The organism is Flavobacterium granuli (assembly GCF_900129705.1).
GTDB lineage: Bacteria > Bacteroidota > Bacteroidia > Flavobacteriales > Flavobacteriaceae > Flavobacterium > Flavobacterium granuli.
In genome coordinates, this window is the sequence record NZ_FQWO01000003.1 from 105,036 (window position 1) to 122,479 (window position 17,444).

The window sequence follows — 17,444 nt, forward strand, 5'->3', positions numbered from 1 at the left end:
AAATTTGTGCCAAACTATTCAATATGAGTAAGAACCTTACTACAAGATCAGAAGATTATTCAAAATGGTATAACGAGTTAGTTGTTAAAGCTGATTTAGCCGAAAATTCAGGTGTTAGGGGCTGTATGGTTATTAAACCGTACGGTTATGCTATTTGGGAAAAAATGCAAGCAGAGTTGGATCGAATGTTTAAAGAGACTGGGCATCAAAATGCTTATTTCCCTTTATTTGTTCCTAAGAGCATGTTTGAAGCAGAAGAAAAAAATGCAGAAGGATTTGCTAAGGAATGTGCTATCGTGACGCATTATAGATTAAAAAATGATCCCGATAAGCCAGGGAAGTTAATGGTAGATCCTAATGCAAAATTAGAAGAAGAGCTAATTGTTAGGCCAACGAGTGAGGCCATTATTTGGTCTACTTATAAAGGATGGGTGCAATCGTATAGGGATTTGCCTTTGTTGATTAATCAATGGGCTAATGTGGTTCGTTGGGAAATGAGAACGCGTTTGTTCTTGCGTACAGCTGAGTTTTTATGGCAGGAAGGGCATACGGCGCATGCTACAAGAACTGAGGCTATTGAAGAATCGGAAAAAATGATGAATGTGTATGCTGATTTTGCGCAGAATTTCATGGCTATTCCGGTAATAAAAGGCTTGAAAACAGAAACGGAACGTTTTGCTGGAGCCGAAGAAACCTATTGTATAGAAGCATTGATGCAAGATGGAAAAGCATTGCAGGCGGGTACTTCGCACTTTTTAGGTCAAAATTTTGCAAAAGCTTTTGATGTGAAATTTGCCAATGCCGAAGGCAAGCAAGAATATGTTTGGGGAACTTCATGGGGAGTTTCGACTCGATTGATGGGGGCTTTAGTGATGACGCATTCTGATGATCAAGGCTTGGTTTTGCCGCCAAGTTTAGCACCAATACAAGTGGTAGTGGTTCCAATATATAAAACAGATGAACAATTAGCAGAAATTACTACTGCGGTAGATGTTTTGATTTCTGAATTGAAAAAGTTAGGTATTTCAGTGAAATATGATGATAGAACGACGCAGAAACCTGGTTTTAAATTTGCTGAATGGGAATTAAAAGGAGTGCCTGTTCGAATTGCTGTAGGTCCAAAAGATTTAGAAAATGGAACTTTTGAAGTGGCGAGAAGAGATACTTTGACAAAAGAAGTGAAATCTAAAGATGGAATTTCGGCTTATATCAGCGATTTGTTAGCGCAAATCCAAAAAGATTTGTTTGATAAGGCATTAGACTATAGAAATACGCATATTACTGAAGTAAATAATTTTGAGGAATTTAAGACTGTTTTGGAGGAAAAAGGAGGCTTTATATCAGCACATTGGGATGGTACTCCGGAGACTGAAGAAAAGATTAAAGATTTAACCAAGGCTACCATTAGATGTATTCCTTTGGATAGGGTAGAAGAGTCGGGAAGCTGTGTGTTTACAGGGAATCCTTCAGTTGGTAGAGTGTTGTTTGCTAAGGCTTATTAAAAAAAAGAATATTTTTTTTGCTTAGCTATTGTAGAACTCAAAAATAGTTGTATTTTTGCATCCGCAATACAGAAGCACGGTCCGTTCGTCTATCGGTTAGGACGCCAGGTTTTCATCCTGGTAAGGGGGGTTCGATTCCCCCACGGACTACAATTTTGTTTTGTGTTACAGTTTTCCTGAACTTTAAAAAGGATAATGGTCCGTTCGTCTATCGGTTAGGACGCCAGGTTTTCATCCTGGTAAGGGGGGTTCGATTCCCCCACGGACTACAAATTAGCTAACATTTAAGATTGGCAACAAACTAGGAGAATAATGGTCCGTTCGTCTAGGGGTTAGGACGCTAGGATTTCATCCTAGTAACAGGGGTTCGATTCCCTTACGGACTACAAAAAAAGAATAGTAAAGATAAAAATATAATAAAATGGCAAATCATAAGTCAGCTCTAAAGAGAATCAGAAGTAACGAAAAGAGAAGAGTATTAAATAGATACCAACATAAAACTACTCGTAATGCTATTAAAGCATTAAGGATAGCTACTGATAAAGTTGATGCTACATCTAAGTTGTCAAATGTTATTTCTATGATTGATAAATTAGCTAAAAAGAATATTATTCATGATAATAAAGCTTCTAATTTAAAATCTAAATTAACTAAATTTGTTGCTAAATTGTAATTTATATTTTATACAATATAGAATAAAGCTCCTTTATAAGGGGCTTTTTTTTGTGTTTTTTTAAGTGATAAAGATTGATTGATGCTTGTTGAATAAAGGATTCAATGGATTGATTCTAGATGTAGGGTTCTGGAATTAGACTTCTTGGTTCATTTTATTGGTTAGATAATCAAGCATGGTTAAGTTGATAGGTTTTGGTAAGAAGTCAATAACCATGGGGTATTTTTTTGCTTTCTCTAAGTCTTCGGGATCTATTGTGGAAGAAAGAACAACTACTTTGGTGGTGTTGTAGTCAGAGTAGTCAGAGCTGCTAAAACGATCTAAAAACTCCCATCCACCCATAACAGGCATGTTTAAATCTAAAAAGATAAATTGAGGAAGGTTTTTTGTTTCGTTGTTTTGCTTGAGTGAATCAAAGTATTGAAGAGCTTCTTCTCCATTTTTGGCAGTCATTATTTCACGGGAAAAAAATGTCTTAGCAATTGTTTTTTTGCATAACATGAGAGTTATAGGGTCGTCATCGACACATAAAATTAAATCAAACATTGTCTTAATTTTTAAATGTTAAGGTAAATGTGGTTCCTTTGTTAACTTCGCTTTTGATCTCAATTGTTCCTCCCATTGCTTCAACTTGTGATTTTACTAGGTATAATCCGAGTCCTTTGCTGTCTGGGTAGTTGTGGAATCTTTGATAAAGTCCAAATATTTTGTCTTTGTTTCTTTCTAGGTCGATTCCAATTCCATTGTCTCTAAATGTCAGAATAACTGAATTGTCGATTTGAATAGCTGAAATAGTTATTTGTAATGTCCTGTCTTCTGATCTGTATTTAATGGAGTTTGTTAGAAGATTTAATAAGATGCTTTCTATGTAAGATTTGTTTACGTTTAAAACGGATACTTCTCCAAAATTTAATTTTAAGCTTGGTTTGTAAAGGTTGATTTGGAAAGTAAGTTGGTTGAAAATGTTTTCAAATACTTCTTTTAGCGTTACAGCTTCTTTTTGAATCGAAGCGTTGTCTTTTATTACCATGACTTTTGTTAGGTCATTGATGGTCTCGTTTAATTGTTGGGTTGATTTGTTGAAGCCATCCAGAATCTCTGTCAGTTCAGGATCTTCTATTTTGATATCCTCAATTAGGTTTAATAAACCTGTTAAGTTTGATATAGGTGCTCTGAGGTTGTGTGATGTAATGTACGAGAATTGTTTTAAGTCTTTGTTGTTTTGGGTTAATTCCTTTATGAGTTGTTCTTTTTCTTTTTCTTGTTTTTTCTCTTCACTAATATCTCTTTGTATTGATATCCAGTGTGAGAGTTCATTTTCTGAATTGTAGATTGGTATCATTGAAAAGTGTAGCCAAAATTCTTCTTTGTTTTTTCTGTAACAAATAGTTTCGATTAGGCTTTCTTCGCTTTTGTTTATTGAGTTTATTATTTTTTTGATATCATCAAGTGGGGTATTTGGAGCTTTTAGAATATCGGGAGATTTGCCAATAATTTCGTTGGATGTATACCCAGTCATTACTGTAAAAGCCGGATTGACATAAATTATTTTGGGCAATTTACGGTTGTTGAAACTAGCTTCAGTAATGATGATGGCATCCTTGGTTTGTAAGATTACGGTTTCTAGTAATTTCAGTCGTAATTCTTCCTCTTTTTGTTTGGTTACATCTTGAAGTGATCCAATCATTCGAATGGCTTTTCCGTTTTCATCTTTCAAAAGAAATCCTCTGTCTAAAACGTATTTGTAACTGTTGTCAGAACATTTAAAACGGTATTCGTCTTGCCAGTTTTCTGTTTTTTGTTCAATGAAGGAATACAATTTAATAGACATTTTTATGCTGTCTTCAGGATGGATGTTTCCAAACCACCAAGCTGAGCTGTTCCCGACCTGATTTTCATCGTAACCAAAAATATTTTTTATTCCTTTGTTCCAAAATATTTTGTCTTCTTGTATTTTCCAGTCCCAAATCGTGTCGCTTGTGGCTTTTGCAACAATGTCATATTTTTCATTGGATTCTTTAATTTCGTCGTTTGATTCCTTGAGTTTTTTAAAGATGGAGTGGTTCCTGTTTTCGTTTTTTGACAGGATATATCTATAGGTTATCCCAGTAAGAACGACAAAAATAATATCTTTTGCGAAGCTGTAGATTCTAAAATTGGCAAAAGTAGCGTGTCTTAATGATAGTTTATGAAAAACAATAACTGCAAATAAGGCAGTTAGTAAATATACTATAGTTATTTGATTGGATTTGTTTTTCATTACTCAAATGTAATTAATTATTGCGAATTAAAAAATATCCCCATCTACTTATTTTATAAGTTTATATTGTCAATTTAATGTATCTAATGGGTTATCAATATGGAAACTATTGAAGAAAGGTTTTTTGTATAAAAAAAAATTGTACATTTGCGCCCATTAAAAATCACAGATGGAATCTATTAGAAATATTGCAATTATTGCCCACGTCGATCACGGTAAAACAACTTTGGTTGATAAAATTATGTATCACTGTCAGTTATTTCGTGACAACGAAAACACAGGTGACCTAATCCTTGATAACAACGATTTAGAGCGCGAAAGAGGTATTACCATTACTTCAAAAAATGTTTCTGTTCAGTATAAAGGAACAAAAATTAATATCATTGACACTCCTGGTCACGCCGATTTTGGTGGTGAGGTAGAACGTGTATTAAACATGGCCGATGGTGTATGTTTATTAGTGGATGCTTTTGAAGGGCCGATGCCACAAACGCGTTTTGTATTGCAAAAAGCTATTGATTTAGGTCTTAAGCCATGTGTAGTTATCAACAAAGTTGATAAAGAAAACTGTACTCCGGAAGAAGTTCACGAAAAAGTTTTTGACTTGATGTTTGAATTAGGAGCTACCGAAGAACAATTGGATTTCCCAACGGTTTATGGTTCTGCTAAAAACAACTGGATGTCTGATCATTGGGAAAATCAAACAGAAAATATCGAGCCTTTATTGGACATGGTAATCAAAAACGTACCAGCTCCTAAAGTATCAGAAGGTACTCCTCAAATGTTAATTACATCTTTAGATTTCTCTGCTTTTACGGGTCGTATCGCGATTGGTCGTTTAGAAAGAGGTGTGTTGAACGAAGGAATGCCAATTTCTTTAGTAAAAAGAGATGGTAAAGTTATAAAATCACGTATTAAAGAATTACATACTTTTGAAGGTTTAGGTCGTAAAAAAGTACAACAAGTAATTGCTGGAGATATTTGTGCAATCATTGGAGTAGAAGGTTTTGAAATTGGTGATACTATCGCTGATTTTGAAAATCCAGAAGCTTTACAAACCATTGCTATTGATGAACCAACAATGAGTATGTTGTTTACTATTAATGACTCTCCTTTCTTTGGTAAAGAAGGAAAATTTGTAACTTCTCGTCATATTAGAGAACGTTTGACAAAAGAATTAGAGAAAAACTTAGCGATGAAGTTAGGTGAAACTGATTCTGCTGATAAATTCATGGTTTTTGGTCGTGGAGTATTACACTTATCGGTTCTTATTGAAACAATGAGAAGAGAAGGTTACGAGTTACAAATTGGCCAGCCACAGGTAATCATCAAAGAAATTGATGGTAAAAAATGTGAGCCAATTGAGGAATTAACAATCGATTTGCCTGAAAATCTTTCTGGTAGAGCGGTAGAGTTTGTTTCTATCCGTAAAGGAGAAATGTTATCAATGGAAGGTAAAGGAGAACGTATGATTGTTAAATTCAATATCCCATCTCGTGGAATTATTGGTTTAAGAAATCAATTGCTTACCGCTACTGCAGGTGAAGCGATTATGTCTCACCGTTACATTGGATATGAGCCTTTCAAAGGAGAAATTCCTGGACGTAACAATGGTTCATTAATTTCTATGGAAAATGGTAAAGCAATTCCTTATTCTATTGATAAATTACAAGATCGTGGTAAATTCTTCGTTAATCCTAATGACGAAATTTACGAAGGTCAAGTAATTGGAGAAAACTCACGTAGCGATGATATGTGTGTAAACGTAACAAAAGCTAAGAAACAGTCTAACGTACGTTCTTCTGGAAATGATGAAAAAGCGAGAATTATCCCTCCAATTATTTTCTCTTTGGAAGAAGCTTTAGAGTACATTCAAAAAGATGAATATGTAGAGGTTACTCCAAAATCTATTCGTTTGAGAAAAATTTATTTGACTGAAACTGATAGAAAAAGATTTAAAATCTAATTTTATTTATATAAAAAAAAGCCATTCGAAAGAATGGCTTTTTTTATGACTAATAATGAACTAGAATAACATTCGACTACTTTTGTAATTATCTTTTTAAACTGAAATGGCCTTGGGCTTCCCTTCCATCTTCTAATTTTAAGGTGTACCAATAATCATCTGCTGATAAGGGTTGACCATTGAAAGTTCCATCCCATCCCTGGCTTGAAGGTTTTATTTGAGTTAATAATTTTCCATAACGATCAAATATAAAAATGATAGCCTTTGTATTGAAACCTGCAGTTACTCCTTTTATATTCCAATAGTCATTATAGCCGTCATTATTTGGCGTAAAAAATTTTGGAGCCCCAATGACAGCAATAGTTTTGCTAACAATACCGCAGGCATTTTTATCATTGATGAATATATCATGAATTCCAGGAGAAACATTATCAAAAAAATTAGAGTTTTGGAACGGTCCATTTGGCGCGTCTATACTATATTCATATGAACCTTGACCGGAAACATTTACCGTTACCGTATTTACAGCTGTCAAATCTGAGATTAGAACTGAATCGATATGGGCTATATCAGAAGCAGTAACTTTAATTGTTCTGACTCTACTGCAACCAAAACTTTTAGAAACCGCTACTTTATAGTTGCCTTCAGTATTTACTTTTAGAGTTGGTTGTGTTTCATTTGGTATGATTTGATTGTCTTTCCACCAAATATAGGTGTAGTCAGTTGTTGGCGAACCGTCATTTATTCCTGCGTCAAGTTGTACAAAAAAAGTAGGTAAGTTAGAGCAGACTAATTCATCTTCACTATGGTCGTCATTAGTATTGATATTTGGTTTCGCATTAACTGTTAAAGTAATGTGTGAGCCTAATCCATAGCAAGCATTGTCTAATGTACTTTCAACTCTAACCCAAATTTGTTGTTGATTAGGGTAGCCTTCATTTCTATAATTGTTTGTATTAGTGATTTCATTTGCCTCTGCTAAGGCATCGGCTTCATTTTTATAATATTTTATAGAATAGGAGGAACTTGGTGTAGGAAGAATAGCTATGATATCATTTGTAACACTGCTAAAATCAAAGGTCGAAATTCCATCAGTATCGTCATGAATTGAATCTATATAATCGTCGCAATCTGTAAAATCACGTTGAAAAGTGGAAGGAATTTGAGTATTAGATACAATTAAGCTCAATGGTACGACGCTAATACATCCATTTTGGTTTTCTGCTCTTGCCCAAACTATTCCATTAGCACTGGTATAAGCGGTAGGCGTAGTTATTTTGGTATTCAAATCAGCGGTATCCGCCCCAATTTTTGTGGTATAATAGCTGAAAATTTCATTTGAATAATTGGTCGAAAGAGTGCTGTTTTTTTCGGTTAAATTGAAGTCGGAAATTCCATCTGCATTATCATCACATTGAATAATTGACGTAGGAGATGTAATAGGTAGATTGTGGATTATTAAAGTTGTTTCTCCTGAAGTTAAACCACAGAAATTCCCAGTTTTATTCAACTTAACACGATATTTATAGCCATTCATGATTTTTTTTGTAGCAGATATCAATAGGGAATTTGTTGTGACTCCTGAATAAGTGGTGTTATTTGAAAGGTCACTCCAAAGAGTTCCATTAGTTGAAACTTGCCATTGATAGGTGTTTCCGCCGTTATCGACAAAAGAGATAGTGGCATCTTGAAATTCACATGTTGCTGGAGTTGTTGGTTGTTGTGTTATTATTATAGGCGCTGCAATTAAGTATATGCTGTTTGGAACTGTATAAGCAATACCGCTAGTCACTTTTCCCTTTGCATCCACAGCTATAGGATTATTTCCTAAATAACCATCATTATTTGGATCAGAAAAACCGGCTTCATTTACATCATTACATAAGTCATTGTCGCTGTCTAAATCACGATAATTTTTGATGCCATCAGAATCTGTATCAGCAAGAGTGTAAGTTATGGTTCCAGAATCTGCCGATGTTTCAAGATTGTCAGAAAGGCCATTTGTTCCAAAACTGGCTTGATTGCCATCAACTATTCCATTAGAATCGGCATCAGTTCCATTACTGCCGGATTCTTCTAAATCGAAAATGCCATCGTTGTCACTATCTAAATCCCGATAGTCTGGGATGTTGTCATTATCTGTGTCTATTGGAATAAATCCTGGTTCGAAGGCATCGTCTAGTCCATTCTTATTAGAATCAATGTTAGAAATAATAATGTTATTCGTTTGGGCTTCAGCGCTGTCTAAAATTCCATCATTATCACTGTCAATATCTAATAAATCAGGAATACCGTCTGAATCGCTGTCAATTGTTTGTAGATGTTCTATGGCAAATGTCGCTTTGTTGTTATTGGTGTCAGATAAATTATTGTGAACAAAAGTTAAAGAATTGGTTTGATAAGTTTGAAATTTGAATGAACCACTTCCAGGAAATAAAGGGGTTGTGCTTTTTAATCGGAATCGAATTTCAAAAGAAGAAAATTCTTTTACGCCACTTTCATAAATCCCATCATAATTGGTGTCAATTAATAATTGGTCATTGGGATCTGTAACGGTTATTGTCTTATTTGTTGGGACACGGAGTGTAAAATCACCTTCGCTGTTCATTTGCTCATTTATAGGAGTCGATTGATTAGAATCGTCCTGCATAATATAGCTAAAGATTAGTGTTTCGGGCTGATTTAAGTTTAGGGTATAGGTTGTAGTATTCATTTTTCCTGCCGGTACTTCTGAAACAAAACCATATAAAGGTTTACCGGTTATGTTCTCAGTTGCACTTGTCTGGCCGGTGTATTCTGTCCCTAAAATCGGATTGGATTGGTTAATTAATAATTGATTAGCTTCATATCGGTTAGTGATACCGTCGTTGTCTAAATCGATATCAATATTATTATTAACTCCATCATTATCTGAATCATCAGGACAATTGCTTACCGGGATTTTATCTGAGAATACCGTAGAACCACAGCCTGAAATACTACCTCTTACCTGATAATAACCTGGCTCAGTGGGTTGGTAAGAACTGTTAGTTTCGCCAGGGATTTCAATGTCGTTTTTGAACCATTGGAAGGTATCGTATGATGATAAAGTACTAATTTTTAAAATAACATTAGGGATGCATGCGGAATTAGTAAGAGCTAGTTTATCACTAACAATTTCAGGTTTAGTGTCAAAACCGGAATAATAACCGCCATAGGTTGCAGTGCCACTGTTTCCGGAATATGAAACATAGACCTGCTTAGTAGATTTTACACTTACGTTTCCAGATAATCCATCAACGGTATAATATACAAAACCAGCATTTCCATTTATGTCTATAGGACTCGATGCGATTGGGGAGTCTTTGATTAAAACAATTGCGCCAGTTTCAGTTACAATATTTATACTTCCGGTATAAGATCTATTACCAATAAAATTAATATTGGGGATGTTATCCATTACATTCGGTGTGGAGCAATTTAAAGGTGGGACAAAAAACAAGTTTTGATTTGCTGACGAATTTGATCCGCCAATACTTTGGTAAGCAAAAATATTCTCTGAGCTTGTAATATATAGACTATTGTTAAGATAATTGCTCCCGTCTAATGTTAAATATTCGCCAGCATTTTTTATGATTGGAGTCGGATTTCCATTGGTGTAAATTTTAGTATTGTCTTTGTGTGCAATTAATAAAACGCGTTCCAATTCATCAGTCCCCAATCCTTTAACAAAAATATATTCCTTTCCTGTTTTTTCAAAGGACACGATTTGGTCAAAGCCCACATCTCTTCCGTTAGGACTTCCGTTTGTACCTACCAAAGTGCTGTTGCTTCCCCCAAACGAACCCGAATTGACCACCACCGGTTTATCAGATTGGACCAAAGCGCCAATCATTTTCGAACTGTTTGAAGGCGTCGCATTGATGGGGTTTGTTAAAGCTAAAACATAACTTTCATTTTTGTTTAAAGTAACTGTTATCTGCCCATTGACGGTAGAACCGTCGGACAGAATTGTGCCGTTTGGAATATTCGAAATGGTGATCTTAGTGCCGTTTTCCGTCGACAGTATGGAAGCGAAATTCAGCAAAGTGGGGTCAAAAAGCGGATTCAACATCGCCCCTAATCTAAATGTTGTGCCCAATGCGCTATTCCCCTTTGAAACTAAACCGCCAGCTTGATTATAGGATCCTGCATTTACACGAACACTTGTGTAAATTAAATCCTCGGCTTCTAAAATAAAGCCTTTATCGTTTAATTTTCCGATACTTGTACTTGGAGTGAATAATTGTGTATTGTCACCAAAACCTATACTATATATCCAAGGATTATTTTTGTTGACCGTACCTGTGAATATGCGTCCTCCAATTTCAGTAATTTTGACCTTGACATCAGTTGAGCTGGGAGTAGAAATATATAAATAATGATCTTGTGGAGTAACAAGAGGTGAAGTTGCAGAAGTCAATGGCGGAATATAATGCGTTTTACTAAATTGAGCGAAACCGCTTGCTGTAAGTAGTAAAAATAAGAGTGTAGCAATTTTTTTCATTTGCTAAAAATAGCAAAATAATTCTTATCTTTTTAACGAGAAATGCCCTTTAATACTTTTGTTATTTGTGAAAATAATATTAAACCAATAATCATCCGAAGGCAGATTATAACCATTAAATGTACCATCCCAAGCTGCATTGGAAGAGTGAAGCTGCTTTAATAATTTTCCATAACGATCAAAAATCGTAACTGTAGCTTTAGGGAATAAATCTAGATTTTTAATTATCCATAAATCATTAAAACCATCACCGTTTGGAGTAAAAAAGCGAGGATAATCTAATACGTAAAATTGAAATGGAGCTGCATCACCACAGCCGTTTTTATCTCGGGCGTAGGCCCAATAAGTTCCAGCCGCAATTCCATTGAATAAAGGACTATCTTGAAAATAGCTGCCATCAATAGAAAACTCATAATCTCCTAATCCGGTATATTCAATCAATACGGAATTTTGATTTGCTGCAAAATCATTTATTTTGGTTCCTGTAATTGTAGCTATTCCCGAGTTTAGAACTTGAAATTTTTTGGTAGCTCCACATCCATTGGCATCTGTTACTATGACTGAATAATCTCCTGGACTACTGACAGAAATGGAATTTGAAGTTGCTCCTGTATTCCATAAATAGCTTGAATAAATGTTACTTACAGTTAAGTCAAGTGTACGGCCTTCACATAGAGCAATAGTCTCATCTTCAAAGTTTAGAGGATTGAAAGTATTTACAACTAGTATTACAGGTGTAATCGCATAACAATCGGGTCCATTAAGTACTCGGGCATACAAAGTTTGACCTCCTGAAATGGTGTTTTTAAAGAAATAAGGCAATTCATTTTTTTCAAGATAGGCATCCGTTGGATTTAAATAAAAATAAACAAAAACATTGCTGCCAATAGCTGAAAAATACCCAGATGTAGCAATAGCCATCAAGTCAAATTGATGTATTCCATCGCTGTTGCCGTCATTATCATCACAAACGACGATTGGCGCAAGTGGTGTGATGGTTTGATTCGAAATTTGGAGTGTCAATTGCGCATAGTTTGCACAGCCGTAGTTATCCGAAACTTTTGCAATTATAATTTGATTGTTGGCTTTGTTAGTGTAATTCTTTGGATTTTGAATTGGATTTTGATTGCTTTGGGCATCAATAACATTTTCGTAAAAAACCATATTACCTAAATTACTATTGTTGTTTTTTAAGATAGGTTCTGCTCTTGTCAGGTCAAAAAAAGCAATTTCGTCCCCATTATCATCACATTGTATCAAATTAGTGTCTTGCAACACGATTTCGGGAGTGAATTCAATTTTGATTTGACCGGAAGCGATACAACTGGCACTGCCTAATTCTACTTCAACTCTATATATTCCTGTTTCAGTGGCTTCATAAGAAGGATTTGTTTCTCCCGAAATAGGAGTTAAAGAATCATCTTTATACCATCTATAGGTGTAGGCAGGAGAGAGTTTAGTGTCAATAATAAATTTTTCGCCAAAACAGATGGGGTTGTTTTGAGTCGTTCTATCGGAGCCTAAATCTATTTTTGAGGTAAAACTTCCCGCTTCGATAAAAACCGCTGAGTCGTAGCGAAAATTATCTTGATCTGCAATTACCAGTTTTATATGATATTTTTTTCCGGGGATAACGGTGGTCTGTGCATTTAGTATTTTAGTTTGACCAGCATAATTTATGGGAGACGAATTAGTTAGACTTGTATTTAGTTGGTCAAAATAGGTTTCATTTTCTGCAGGACAGGATGTCGTATTTCCGAAATTATTTGTATAAGATATTGGAGGGTGTATCGTTGTTGATGAAACCGGAGTTGTCGATCTAGGAATTAGAGCTAAATTTCGATAATTGGCGGCGTTTTCTTCTTTTATTAAAAAGGCAAATCCGTCGGAATAATTACAGGGATAATCATCTTGGTATTCATTGGAAGCAAATAAATAATTAAAACTGATGAAGTTTGTCAATGGAATGAAATCAAATTCTAAAACGGTTGCATTTATTGAATTGATGCCTAAAGCTTGATCTAAATCTGCGTCTCCTTTCCAAAGCGAATTTCCAGCTCCTTGATTTCGAATAAATGGTCCTTCGGAATTTTTACTACTCCAAGTGCTTAAAACAATACCTTCTGTAAACGGGAAACTGCCTCCTTGGTTATTGAAATATCCATAACTTTCTTGTCCTGAAGTAAATTCATCACCTTTTACGCTTTCTCCAGAAATATTGATGCAAGAACTATTATTTGTTAATATTTGGGTAAGATCCGTTGCGTTTTTAGAATCGTCCACGCGAATAGCTTGTGCAAATACAAGAGTTGTATTGCAGAGGACTAAAATCCAAAATAAAATGATTTTTATACATTTCATAGCATCACAAAGATACTACAAATCTCTATTTTTCAGTAATTTGAAAGACATAAACACAAATATGAAAGTCCAGATTAGAACAATAACGATCGATGAAAAATGAACATCATAATCTTTGAAATTGGCCACTCCAATTTGTTTTCCCAGGTTTTTGACTACTGATAATCTGGAGAAAGGTTCTACGATTAGATTCGACATAGATTCCAAAGGAAAGAATTGCGTAATAGTATCGGCAAATTTACTGTCTGGGAATATTTTGAAATTCAATATTCCTTTGGATATCCATTCCAAGATATTCCAAACAAATAAAAAACCAAGTGCAAATGCGGAACGTTTTACTAATATGCCTAAGAACAAACAGAAGGAGAAAAAGCCAACTAATTTTATAAAGAAAGCCACCAAATATTCTAAATCAGAGAAAACGATGCTTAATTCAGTGTAGGACGAGAAGCTGAATCCCAAAATTAAACTCATGATAAAAACAAAAACGGTCGAGCAAAAAGCAAATAAGACTACGGTGATAAATTTAGAAAGGATAAATTCTTTCTTGCTCATTCCATCGATTAGGTTTTGTTTTAAAGTTCCATAACTGTACTCGTTTGCCATCATAGAAACAATAACAATGGCCAAAAATAATTTTAAAATAGCTGCAATGAAGGTGTTAAAATGCCAAATAAACGGGAAATTGAATATACCCATTTCGGCAAGATGGAATTTAAAAATGCCCAAATCAAATTTTATGGATGCGATTAGTGCTATAAAGGAAAGTAAGATGAAATAGGCCAATGTCAAAATTCGGCTGGCTTTATTCATCCATATTTTTTGCAATTCTATTGAGAGTAATCTTTTCATGTTTGGCGGTTTTAAGAAGTTGGATTAGTGTTGTTTGTCAATTTTAAAAATTGCTCTTCCAGGCTGTTTTTACGTTTTACTAAATGTCCTAAATTGATGTTTCTTTCAAAAAGGAATTTGTTTAAAACGGCAGCTTCTAATTCGCTTTTCAAATAAACGAACACTTTTTCTTCTCCTTGTTTCACGCTCTCAACAGCGGGATGCGTTTTTAGAACAGCCATTAATTTTTCGGGATCCTCCGATTGCAATTCGAAGAAACCTTCATTTGACGAAATACCATCCACTAAACCGGCATATAAAATTTGGCCTTTTCTTAAAACCACAACATGCGAACAAACTTTTTCTACTTCATCCAATAAATGGGAAGCAAGAAGAATTGTTGTGCCTCCGGCGGCAACTTGCTTGATAATGTCCCTTATTTGATGAATTCCTTGCGGATCTAATCCGTTAGTTGGTTCGTCTAGAATTAATATTTCAGGATCGTTCAAAAGGGCAGAGGCAATGGCTAAGCGTTGTTTCATTCCTAAAGAAAAAGTACTGAATTTACTGTTTTTTCTTTCGCTTAAGCCAACCAATTCCAGTTTTTCCTGAACTTTGCTATAACTGATGTTTTTTATTTTACATACCAATTGAAGGTTTTGCTGCGCCGTCATATAAGGATAGAAATTAGGGCGCTCTATAATGGCGCCTACTTTTTTCAAAGCTTCATGCGTTTGCATTTTACCGTCAAACCAGCTGTATTCTCCTGAAGTTTTATTGACTACATTTAAAACTATTCCTAATGTTGTTGACTTTCCGCTTCCGTTGGGTCCTAAAATGCCATATACGTGTCCTTTTTTTATATCGAAAGTCACATCTTTTAACGCCTGTAAACTGCCATAGCGCTTATTAAGATTTTTAATTGAGAGAATGGTTTCCAAAATGTTGTCTTTTTTAGTTTTTTATAAGACGAACGAATAGTGGAATTGTTACTCTTAATTGGTATTTAGTTTGGTCTTAAATCATTTTTGACATTTCTTTCAATTTCTCGGCTGTAATAGGTTTCATAATATAACCTTTCAAAAAAGTGTGTTTCTTAGCCATTTCGATATCAACAGGATCGATGGACGAGGTGACGATAAAAATAGAAATTTCTTTTTTTATGGGAAACAAAATGAACTCATCCAGAAACTGCCAGCCATCCATAACGGGCATGTTCAAGTCAAGTAGGATTCCATCCGGCAATTTGTCATTGTCATTGCTGTTTTTTTCCAGTTCTTCTAATGCGGATTGGGCATTGAAAAAAGCATGGACTTCATCGCAGGTTTGATTTTTTTTAATTAGCATACTCATTAATTTTACTGATAATTTATCATCGTCAATAATATAGAGTTTTTTATTTTTCATTTAAATATATTTTAAAAGTGGATCCTACACCCACTTCACTTTCAACTTCTATTTTTCCTTTCATGGCTTCGATTTGGTTTTTGGTGATAAATAAGCCAATACCTCTTGCGTCGCTATGGTCATGAAAAGTTTTGTACATACCAAATATTTTGTGCCCATTTTTCTCCAGATTAATTCCCAAGCCATTGTCTTTGAAACTTATAATAGTATACTGTTCCTTGACTTCATAGTCTATTTCTAGAATGGTTGTTCTGTTAGGAGATTTATATTTAATGGCATTGGTAAAAAGATTAAGTAAAATACTTTCCAGATAGGCAGGAATTACACAGAGAGTTAAGTCTTCGGGAATATTGTCTATGACTGTAATTTTACTTTCTTTGATAATTAAGCTTAAGGTATTCTTTATTTTTTCGATTTCATCCTTCAATCGGATTTCTTTTTTTTCAATATTATTGCTTTTTTGAATGGTGATAATTTCGTTCAAAAATTCAATTGTTTGAGAAAGTTTATCTGTGGCTTCTTCAAAAAGGTCGATATAGGATATTTTTTCTTCAACATCATGGGTGTCTTTCATCACTTCCAAAACCATAGATAAATTACTGCTATGGGAACGAATGTTATGAGAAATTATGTGAGCAAAATTAAATAGCTTGTTGTTTTGATCATTCGTTACTTCTAGAAGTTTGTTGAGTTCTAGTTCTTTTTCTTTTCGAACGGTGATATCTCTTCCTACTCCTATGTAGTTGATTAAAGTATTTTCTTTGTCAAAAACAGGGTTGATGTTTAAATCATACCAGTATTTTTCTTTATTTTTTTTGTAATTAAGGATGGTGACTTTTATACTTTTCTTGTCCTTAATCGCTTGTCTCATGATATCAGTTGTGTGTTGATTTGTCTCGGGACCTTTAGATAAGAAGCCTGGTGTGTTACCCACTATTTCATCTAGGCTAAAGCCTGTAAGTTCAAGATAGGCTTTGTTTGCCCACACTGTTTTACCATTTGGATCGGCAATAATGATAGTATCTGTGGTTTCTGATACGGCAAGAGAAAGCATATTCATATAGGATTCATCGCTTTTTCGTTCAGAAATATCTCTAAAAAAACATACTAAGTAGTTTTTATCCCTAACATTAAATTTTTTTCCGGAAGCAATTTCTACGGGTAATATAGTTCCGCTTTTAGTTTGAATATAGGATTCCTTCACGGTATAATTGTCCTCTTCCGTATTTTGATTTAAGATGTTTTCAATTTCGTTATTATAGTTTGCAGGAAATAATTTGGAATGATGCAAGCCAATTAATTCAGTAGTTGCGTAACCTGTAAGCTCTGATATTCTGGGATTACAGTCTGTTATGTTTCCATTTGAAATATCAAAAATAAATATCGCATCATTGGCACTGGAGAAAATAGAAGAAAATTTCTCCACGCTCAGTTGCATCTCATTTATTAAATTTTGTTCTTTGGTAATATCCTGAAAAGTACCCAATAAGCGTCTGGGTTTTCCTTTTTTGAATACTACCTGACAGATACATTCCACATATTTGATATTGTTTTTAGCTGTTGTAATTTGAAATGTTTCGCTAAAAGGTATACCTTGATTGATAGCTTGATCAATCAAGAATTTAATTCGATCTCTATTTTTTCCTTCAGTATAAAATCCAATGCCACTTCCTAGAACGGGGATGAAATCCTCAGGAACTTCTAGGATACATTTGGTGACAGCATCCCAGTAAGTGGAGCTTTTTTTAAGATTATGATCCCATATTCCAATTTTTGCCGATTGGGCAGCATTGAAATACAGCTTAAGCTTATTTTTCATAACAGTAGGTTACTTAGTAATTAATTTGAAATATATAGGGACAGCCAAATTTAAATTAAATTACTAAGTTTCGGGTGTTTTCTTTAGAAAAAAGAACATA

General features: G+C 34.5%; 11 protein-coding genes and 3 tRNA genes. 6 read left to right on the forward strand and 8 right to left on the reverse strand.

Annotated features, from left to right (window positions below; all coding sequences use genetic code 11):
• Positions 1 to 23 precede the first annotated feature (23 nt).
• The 5 genes from proS (at position 24) to rpsT (ending at position 2,175) form a co-directional block, all read left to right on the forward strand.
• Positions 24 to 1,502, forward strand: a complete 1,479-nt coding sequence (gene proS / locus BUB25_RS05490; RefSeq protein WP_072941370.1) for a proline--tRNA ligase — start codon at positions 24 to 26, stop codon at positions 1,500 to 1,502.
• A gap of 78 nt (positions 1,503 to 1,580) precedes the next feature.
• Positions 1,581 to 1,652, forward strand: a tRNA-Glu gene (locus BUB25_RS05495).
• Between the two features lie 47 nt (positions 1,653 to 1,699).
• A tRNA-Glu gene (locus BUB25_RS05500) sits at positions 1,700 to 1,771 on the forward strand.
• A 45-nt stretch (positions 1,772 to 1,816) separates the two neighbouring features.
• Positions 1,817 to 1,888 (forward strand) — tRNA-Glu (locus tag BUB25_RS05505).
• A gap of 35 nt (positions 1,889 to 1,923) precedes the next feature.
• Positions 1,924 to 2,175 (forward strand): 30S ribosomal protein S20, encoded by a 252-nt coding sequence (rpsT, locus tag BUB25_RS05510; protein WP_072941373.1) that lies wholly within the window; start codon positions 1,924 to 1,926, stop codon positions 2,173 to 2,175.
• Between the two features lie 135 nt (positions 2,176 to 2,310).
• On the opposite strand, the gene BUB25_RS05515 is transcribed toward rpsT, so the two are convergent.
• Entirely contained in the window at positions 2,311 to 2,721 is a 411-nt protein-coding gene (locus BUB25_RS05515; protein WP_072941375.1) for a response regulator, read from the reverse strand.
• A gap of 4 nt (positions 2,722 to 2,725) precedes the next feature.
• The gene (locus tag BUB25_RS05520) at positions 2,726 to 4,435 is read right to left on the reverse strand and encodes a PAS domain-containing protein (RefSeq protein ID WP_072941378.1); all 1,710 of its coding nucleotides are present in this window, start codon (positions 4,433 to 4,435) and stop codon (positions 2,726 to 2,728) included.
• A 169-nt stretch (positions 4,436 to 4,604) separates the two neighbouring features.
• On the opposite strand from BUB25_RS05520, the gene typA reads away from it, so the two are divergent.
• Entirely contained in the window at positions 4,605 to 6,401 is a 1,797-nt protein-coding gene (gene typA, locus BUB25_RS05525) for a translational GTPase TypA (protein ID WP_072941381.1), read from the forward strand.
• Between the two features lie 88 nt (positions 6,402 to 6,489).
• On the opposite strand, the gene BUB25_RS05530 is transcribed toward typA, so the two are convergent.
• From BUB25_RS05530 to BUB25_RS05555, 6 genes are all read right to left on the reverse strand, one after another.
• Positions 6,490 to 10,926, reverse strand: coding sequence for a T9SS type B sorting domain-containing protein (locus BUB25_RS05530; protein WP_072941385.1), 4,437 nt, complete (start codon positions 10,924 to 10,926; stop codon positions 6,490 to 6,492).
• Between the two features lie 24 nt (positions 10,927 to 10,950).
• The gene (locus BUB25_RS05535; RefSeq protein ID WP_072941389.1) at positions 10,951 to 13,287 is read right to left on the reverse strand and encodes a T9SS type B sorting domain-containing protein; all 2,337 of its coding nucleotides are present in this window, start codon (positions 13,285 to 13,287) and stop codon (positions 10,951 to 10,953) included.
• A gap of 15 nt (positions 13,288 to 13,302) precedes the next feature.
• Complete coding sequence (locus tag BUB25_RS05540) at positions 13,303 to 14,139, reverse strand: ABC transporter permease (RefSeq protein WP_072941392.1); 837 nt, start codon at positions 14,137 to 14,139, stop codon at positions 13,303 to 13,305.
• A gap of 11 nt (positions 14,140 to 14,150) precedes the next feature.
• Complete coding sequence (locus tag BUB25_RS05545) at positions 14,151 to 15,059, reverse strand: ABC transporter ATP-binding protein (RefSeq protein WP_072941395.1); 909 nt, start codon at positions 15,057 to 15,059, stop codon at positions 14,151 to 14,153.
• 76 nt (positions 15,060 to 15,135) lie between these two features.
• Positions 15,136 to 15,525: a response regulator gene (locus BUB25_RS05550; RefSeq protein WP_072941398.1), complete on the reverse strand. Its 390-nt coding sequence runs from the start codon at positions 15,523 to 15,525 to the stop codon at positions 15,136 to 15,138.
• On the reverse strand, positions 15,515 to 17,344 hold the full coding sequence (locus BUB25_RS05555; RefSeq protein WP_072941401.1) for a PAS domain-containing sensor histidine kinase: 1,830 nt from the start codon (positions 17,342 to 17,344) through the stop codon (positions 15,515 to 15,517). The genes BUB25_RS05550 and BUB25_RS05555 overlap by 11 nt, the downstream gene beginning before the upstream one ends.
• Positions 17,345 to 17,444 lie beyond the last annotated feature (100 nt).